Origin of the sequence: Deinococcus sp. (assembly GCF_025362455.1) — a bacterium.
GTDB lineage: Bacteria > Deinococcota > Deinococci > Deinococcales > Deinococcaceae > Deinococcus.
Map to the genome: position 1 here is coordinate 1 of NZ_JANYGJ010000157.1, position 6926 is coordinate 6926.

General features: G+C 67.7%; 7 protein-coding genes. 4 read left to right on the forward strand and 3 right to left on the reverse strand.

Features of this window, described 5'->3' with window-relative positions:
* The first annotated feature begins 226 nt into the window (after window positions 1–226).
* Complete coding sequence (gene gnd / locus Q0R23_RS12055; protein WP_293913354.1) at window positions 227–1762, forward strand: decarboxylating NADP(+)-dependent phosphogluconate dehydrogenase; 1536 nt, start codon at window positions 227–229, stop codon at window positions 1760–1762.
* 7 nt (window positions 1763–1769) lie between these two features.
* Here gnd and Q0R23_RS12060 read toward each other — a convergent pair whose 3' ends face one another.
* Both Q0R23_RS12060 and Q0R23_RS12065 read right to left on the reverse strand, forming a co-directional pair.
* Window positions 1770–2387: a DUF3455 domain-containing protein gene (locus tag Q0R23_RS12060; RefSeq protein ID WP_293913356.1), complete on the reverse strand. Its 618-nt coding sequence runs from the start codon at window positions 2385–2387 to the stop codon at window positions 1770–1772.
* Between the two features lie 102 nt (window positions 2388–2489).
* On the reverse strand, window positions 2490–3422 hold the full coding sequence (locus Q0R23_RS12065; RefSeq protein WP_293913358.1) for a CHRD domain-containing protein: 933 nt from the start codon (window positions 3420–3422) through the stop codon (window positions 2490–2492).
* Window positions 3423–3769: 347 nt separating this feature from the next.
* Between Q0R23_RS12065 and Q0R23_RS12070 the strand changes: the two genes are divergently transcribed.
* Window positions 3770–4330, forward strand: a complete 561-nt coding sequence (locus tag Q0R23_RS12070; RefSeq protein ID WP_293913360.1) for a sigma-70 family RNA polymerase sigma factor — start codon at window positions 3770–3772, stop codon at window positions 4328–4330.
* A complete protein-coding gene (locus Q0R23_RS12075; protein ID WP_293913362.1) occupies window positions 4320–5033 on the forward strand; it encodes an anti-sigma factor in 714 nt (237 codons plus the stop codon). The genes Q0R23_RS12070 and Q0R23_RS12075 overlap by 11 nt, the downstream gene beginning before the upstream one ends.
* A 6-nt stretch (window positions 5034–5039) precedes the next feature.
* Here Q0R23_RS12075 and Q0R23_RS12080 read toward each other — a convergent pair whose 3' ends face one another.
* Window positions 5040–5630: a DUF4142 domain-containing protein gene (locus Q0R23_RS12080; protein ID WP_293913364.1), complete on the reverse strand. Its 591-nt coding sequence runs from the start codon at window positions 5628–5630 to the stop codon at window positions 5040–5042.
* 135 nt (window positions 5631–5765) lie between these two features.
* Here Q0R23_RS12080 and Q0R23_RS12085 point away from each other — a divergent pair, with 135 nt between their 5' ends.
* Window positions 5766–6662: a metallophosphoesterase gene (locus Q0R23_RS12085; protein ID WP_293913366.1), complete on the forward strand. Its 897-nt coding sequence runs from the start codon at window positions 5766–5768 to the stop codon at window positions 6660–6662.
* Window positions 6663–6926 lie beyond the last annotated feature (264 nt).

The window sequence follows — 6926 nt, forward strand, 5'->3', positions numbered from 1 at the left end:
CGCCGTGACGGCGACCCTGGTTGGCAGACCCTCTGGCGCGGTTGGGCCTGGCTCACTCAGGCCGCCTGGCTGCTTGATCTTGACGTCTCTGTCAGCCTCTATCCCACTTCTGGGTAACGATAAGCCGCAGGGGGCGAGGGGTCTATGACAGCTCAGGCGTTATTGTTGAGTTGACACCAATTCGTCCAGCCACCATTCATCTCGCCCAACATCCCAGGAGAATCCCATGACCCAGTTCGATCCGAACGCCGCCGCCCACTCGGACCCGACTTCTCCCCAGCGCTTCACGGCGCCCGTCGCCGAGGCCCAGGCCGACATCGGGCTGATCGGGCTGGCGGTCATGGGCGAGAACCTGATCCTGAACCTGGCCTCCAAGGGCTTCACGGTGGCGGTGTTCAACCGCACCACCAGCAAGGTCGACGAGTTCGTGGCCGGACGCGCCAGGGGGCTCACCATCCTGGGCGCCGATGACCTGCCCACCTTCGTGAGTTTGCTCAAGCCGCCGCGCAAGGTCATGCTGATGGTCAAGGCGGGCGCCGCCGTGGACGCCTTTATCGACATGCTCAGCCCGCTGCTGGGTGAGGGCGACATCATCATCGACGGCGGCAACACCCACTTCCCCGACACCGTGCGGCGCGAAAAGGCGCTGGCGGACAAGGGCCTGCTGTTCGTCGGCGCGGGCGTCTCCGGCGGCGAGGAGGGCGCCCTGACCGGCCCCAGCATCATGCCCGGCGGCAATCCGGCGGCCTGGCCTGCCCTGAAACCTATTTTCCAGACCATCGCCGCCCAGGTTGGCGGCGAGCCCTGCTGCGACTGGGTGGGCGTGGGCGGCGCCGGACATTTCGTCAAGATGGTCCACAACGGTATCGAATACGCCGACATGCAGATGATCTCGGAAGCCTACAGCCTGCTGAGCGGCGTGCTGGGCCTGTCCGCCCCCGAAATCGGCCAGGTCTTCGAGGAGTGGAACACCGGCGAACTCGACAGTTATCTGATCGAAATCACCGCCGCCATCCTGCAGAAAACCGACGACGAGACCGGGCAGCCGATGGTGGACGTGATTCTCGACACCGCCGGGCAGAAGGGCACCGGTAAATGGACCTCGGTGACGGCGCTGGACGTGGGCGCCCCGGCCAGCACCATCGCCGAGGCGGTGTTCGCCCGGATTCTGAGTTCGCTCAAGGAGCAGCGCGTGGCGGCCAGCGCCGTGCTGCACGGCCCGGATCTGAGCGGCCTGCCTGTGCTGGACCGCGCCGAATTCACCGAGCAGGTCCGGCGAGCGCTCTACGCCTCCAAGATCTGCTCATATGCCCAGGGCTTCCAGATGATGAGCCTGGCCGCCGCCGAGTACGACTGGGCGCTGGATTTTGCCAGTATTGCCCAGATGTGGCGCGGCGGCTGCATCATCCGGGCGGCCTTTCTCGACAAGATCAAAGTCGCGTTCGGCGGCGCACAGACGGCTCCGGTCAACCTGCTGCTCGACGCCTACTTCACGCAGGCGGTGGCCGACTCGCAGGGCGCCTGGCGTCAGGTGGTCGCCGCAGCGGCCCTGCGCGGGGTGTGGACCCCGGCCTTCTCCAGCGCCCTGGCCTACTACGACGGCTACCGCAGCGCGCGGCTGAGCACCAACATCGTGCAGGCCCAGCGCGACTTTTTCGGGGCACACACCTACGAGCGCACCGACAAACCACGCGGCGAGTTCTTTCACACCAACTGGACCGGGCGCGGCGGCAGCACGGCCAGCAGCACCTACACCGTCTGAGCGGAAATCAGTAGGCTGGGGGCGGTGTGCTCACCACTGCGGCCTCGTAGAAAGCGTACACAGAGGTGTACGGCACCCTGGACACCTGACCGGCGGCGGCGTCGCAGCCACCTGTGGGCGCCGCGCCCCCGGTGGTCGAGAGACGCTGGATGAAAGTGGTCTTGCCGAACAGACCGCTGCCCGCCGTACTCTTGGCCGCCAGCAGCAGCCAGGGAATGCTGGGGGCGCTCTCCGATCTGGCCTGCACGGCGCCGACCACCTTGGAGCCGTCCGGGGCCTCCCAGGTCGGGCCGCCGTAATGGGTGGCGACCTTGACATTCTGGGCGCCGAACAACTCGGCTTCGGGCGCCTGGAAGGCCCAGGTGTAGGCGCCGCTGGCCGCGTCCTTCTGGCAGGCGTAGTTCTGGGTGCCGCGCCCCAGGTAGGCGCGGGCCAGGCTCTGCCCTGCCGGAACCTTGATGGCGTCCGGAATGGTGGGCAGCGGCAATATGGGCAGCGGCAATGTGGTTAGTGGCAATATGGCTAGCGGTGAGGTAGTTAGCGGTGAGGCGGTTAGCGGTGAGGCGGACTGGATCACCGAGCAACTGGTGGCGCCCAGGATCAGCACAAAAGCTACTTTACGCATGTCGGATTCTCCTTGAGAACAGCAACTGAGGACGGTAGCGTGAACCGCCGGAGACAGGGACAGGGCAGCGCGGATGAACGGCCCTCCCCGCTGCCCCTGGACTCAGTAGCCGCCACCGCCACCGCCGCCGCCACCGCCACCGCCGCCGCTGGTCGCGGCTTCGAGCTGGCCGCGAAGCTCACCCGCCTTGTTGGCGGCGGTATGGACGTTGACGTAGAGCTGGCCACCTCTGAGCGCCGCCACCTGGTCGTCCATCAGCATGACCGTGCCGCTGAGGGTGCCGCTGCCCGCTGCGGCGTCGTTGGTAAAGGTCAGCGGAAACATCACCGGGGCCGACGCCGTTTTGGACGCCGGGCCGTGAATGTGCGCCAGGGTGGCGAGGCCGGTCATGCCGGTGAAACTGCCCTTGATGGTCAGGTTCATGCCGTCCAGGGTCGCGGTGACGCTGCCGCTGCCGCTGCTGGCTGCCGTGACGGCGGGCACCTCGCTGGCGCTGCTGAGGGTAGCCGTGTAGGTCACCGCCGCAGGGGCGGGCGGCGAGTTGCGGGTGCCGTCGGGCTTGACCAGAAACCAGGTGCCGCCGACGTTTTCACCGTTGGTCTGGCCGGGCGCCGTATCCTTGGAATACCGGTAGAGCGGCCAGCCGTTGTAGGTGGCCTGGGTCTGGCCGTTGTCGGACCGCACGAAGCTGCCCAGCAGGGCGGCATTCAGGCCGTTGGCAGCCAGGATTTCCTTGCTGGCATCGAAGGTCAGTGCGGGCCAGGTCGCGGCGCAGGCGGCCAGACAGGTCGACGCAGCCGTCCCTTTGGTGTCCTTGGTAAACAGGTACAGGCTGGTTCCGGCGCTGTCGGCGACGTAGGCCCCGAACTGGGCGCTGTTGGCCGTGCCCAGGCTGACTTTCGGTTTGGCCGGGGGGGTCACCACCACCGGCTCAGGCGAGCAGGCGGCGAGCAGCACCGTCAGGCTGGCGATCAGGAAGGACCGGGACACTGCGAGGTTCATGCTGGGGCGGTTGAGCGCGGTGACATTCGGCATAACGACTCCTATGGGTGATGAGCGGTCTGGAAAACGCGGACGGGCGGGGGGGGGCAGATGCTCGCTGTTTCACACTTTCCCCTCACCTCTGAAGACGCGGACTCAGCCTGCCTGGATGCACACTGCTGCGGCGTGCATTAAGATTGAGTAAAGGTCAGGTGCGCAGCCGGACAAGCTCAGAACTGGTTGGGACGGCGGCTCACACGGCGCCGGGCGCCACCGGGCCGGGCAACGAACGGCGCCGCCTCGACGCGGGCGGGTGCATCTGAACCCTCGGCGGGCGCGTCACCTTAAGTGAGGACTCATGGACACGACCAATGGACACACGATCAATGGACACACGATCAATGGACACTGAGACCGAACTCACGGGCAATGAACTGCTGAGCCGGGTCGCGCTCGGCGACGAAGAGGCTCTGGGCGAACTGTATACCCGCCTTTCACCCAGGGTGTTCGCGCTCGCCCTGCGGATGCTGGGCAGCCGCGAGGAGGCTGAGGAAGTGGTGCAAGACACGTTCATCAAGCTCTACCAGGGCGCCGGGCGCTACCAGGCCGAACTGCATTCGGTGACGGCCTTCACCGTCACGGTGGCGCAGCATCTGGCGCTCTCCCGCCTGCGTGCCCGGCAGGCCCGACCTGCCAAGGCCGACGATTACGACGTTCACGACCCCGCCTCGGACTTCGCCCAGCCGGGCGGCGCCGACCCGACGCTGCGCCCGCTGATCGCCCAGGCGCTGTCGGTCCTGGGTCCGGATGAGCGCAGGCTGCTCGAAGAATCCTTTTTCGACGGCTACAGCCACGACGAGCTGGCCGTTCGGCACAATCTGCCGCTCGGCTCGCTGAAATCGAAGGTGCGGCGAGCGCTGCTCAAACTGCGCCGCGCCCTGGAGACCCCCCATGCATCCTGATGACCGTCTGCCGGATTACGTGCTCGGCTGGCTGAGCCCCGCCGAGCAGCGCGAGACCGAGGCGCATCTGGAAAGCTGCGCCCGGTGCCGCTCGGAGGTGCGTGCCCTGCACGAAGGGCTGTCTACCCTGGCGGAAACCCTGCCGCCCCAGACGCCAGGCCCGCAGGTCTGGGCACGCATCCAGGCGCGGATAGGCAGCGCAGCGTCGCCCCTCCCAGTTCCTGCGCCCCCGGCTCCCCTGGCACTCAACCCCCCAACGGTCCGGCGACCCTGGCTGCCGCTGGGGCTGGCGGCCAGTCTGGCGCTGCTGGCGGCCAGCTTGCTGTGGGGCGCCGACCTCAGCTCCCAGCGCCAGCGCCTGAACACCGACCAGACCGCGCTGGCTGGCTGGCTGGCCGATCCGGCGGTGGGCGTCAAGTACCTGCGCGAGCCGGGAGGGCCGGTGCAGGCCACCGCCCTGGTGCGAGTCGACGGTTCGGCCCTGATCGTGTTGCCCACCGCCGCGCCCGCCGGGAAAACCTTCCAGGTCTGGGGCATCGTCAGGGCGCCGGGGGGCGGGCGAAGCGTCACCGCCATCGGCCAGACCCAGGGCCGACCCCTCCAGGTGAGCTGGCAGGGCTACGGCGCCCTGTGGTTGAGCCTGGAGCCCGCCGGGGGCAGTCCGCAGCCGACCCGGACGCTGGGCCGCACTCGACTGCTGTGAAGGGCGTCACGGGAGCTGGCCCGGCAGATCGCTGGCCTCATCCCAGTGCTGCTTGACCGTGGCGAGCAGGTCCTGAATGACCGCCTTCAGGGCCGGATGGGCCGCCGAACTGCTGGTGTAGGTCTGAAACAGTCCGAAGGCCTGAGCGTGAACGTCTTTCATGGCCTGCTTGTAGAGCTTGCCGAAGTTGTTGCCCGCGCCGCCCAGGGCCGTCAGGGTCGCCTGCTGATCGGGCGTCAGACCTGCGGGGAAGCTCACGCTGGGATCGATCTTCAGCACGGTGGCCCGCAGCGTGGCGAGCCGCCCGGTATGCACCGCGATCATCGACTGGGCGTAAGCCCTGGTCTGGCGGTCCCGGCTCAGGCGCAGGGCCAGCTTCGAGGCCAGCAGTTCGAAGCGGTTGGCCATCATCACTTTCGGAATCAGCGCCCGGTCCACCGCACTGAGCTTGACCGATGTGCTGAGCTTCACCGATGTACTGAGCTTGACCGATGTGCTGAGCTTGACCGATGTGCTGAGCTTCACCGGGCTGAGTCCCGCCGCGCCCGCACAGGTCAGGAGCCACAGGCAGGCGGCGAGCGGCAGGGCACGGTTCACCCCTGAAGTGTTGGGCGCCGAGGTGAATGTCAGGTGAGAGCGCCAGTTCGGGGGCGCACCTGGGCCGCTGCCCCCTTCCCTCAGCAACCGATCATCCCGTTCGCCTACCCTGTACACCATGTCCCTGAGTCCAACATGCCCCTGACGCGGCGGCAATTTCTGACCCGCCTGGTCGGCTCCGGCGCGGCGCTGGGCCTGCTCGGCGGCGGTGTGGGCGCGGCGCAGGCGTATGTTCCGGCGCAAGTCAACACCAGGCAGACCACCTTGCCGGGCCTGCTGCGCCCGCTGCGGGCCGCGCTGCTGGCCGATCTGCACTACGGCCCGTTTATCCGGCTGCCGCAGGTGCGCGGCTGGGTGGATCAGACGCTGAGGACCCGGCCCGACCTGATTTTGCTGCTGGGCGACTTTCTGGACGTGGACCTGGGACGCGGGACGCCGACGGCCTTTCTGGACGAACTGGGGCGCCTGAAAGCCCCGCTGGGCGTCTGGGGGGTCTGGGGCAACCACGACTACGGCTCGTTCGGGCGGCGCGAGTCCGGCGACCATCCGGGCTGGGAGGCGCAGCGCACCCGACTGGCGGGTGAACTCTCGCAGCGCGGAATTTCCATGCTGCTCAACGAGGGGCGCCCCGTGCGAGGCGACCTGTACCTGGGCGGTGTGGACGACGCCTGGTGGGGCACGCCGGACGCCGGGCTGGCCTTCCGGGCGGCTCCGGTGGGCACCGGGCGGCTGCTGATGAGCCACAATCCCGACTACCTGATGCGCCTGGCACCCGACTACGGCCTGATGCTCTCCGGCCACACCCACGGCGGCCAGATCAGGCTGCCGGTCATCGGGGCGCCGATTGTGCCCAGCGCCTACGGGCAGCGTTTCGCCCAGGGCTGGATTCAGGGCGACGGTCCTGATCCGAACAGTACCGAGGCACGCGGCGGCGCGAAGGGTCTGGTCAGCCGGGGCCTGGGCGTCACCGGGCTGCCGCTGCGCAACCTGTGTCCCAGCGAGATCATCGTGCTGGAACTGGCGCCGGGGTAAGAAGTGGGGCGGGGCAGGGTTACGAGCCTAGCGGGACGCCCTTTGCGCGTCTGTAGCTGACTGACCTTTCGGTGCGAGCCCGCTGGCGAACCCTCCGGCCACCTGAGACCCTGCACCCCCTTCAGAGCAGATGTCATAAAAAGGGTCTTTTTATGACCGAGCGGAGCGAGTAGTTTTGACTGAGCAGGACGCAGAATGGAGGCGCGGGGAGGCTGTTTTCCCCGTGGTGTAATTCGGAGTACTGCTCTAAGCAACTGCTCCGCA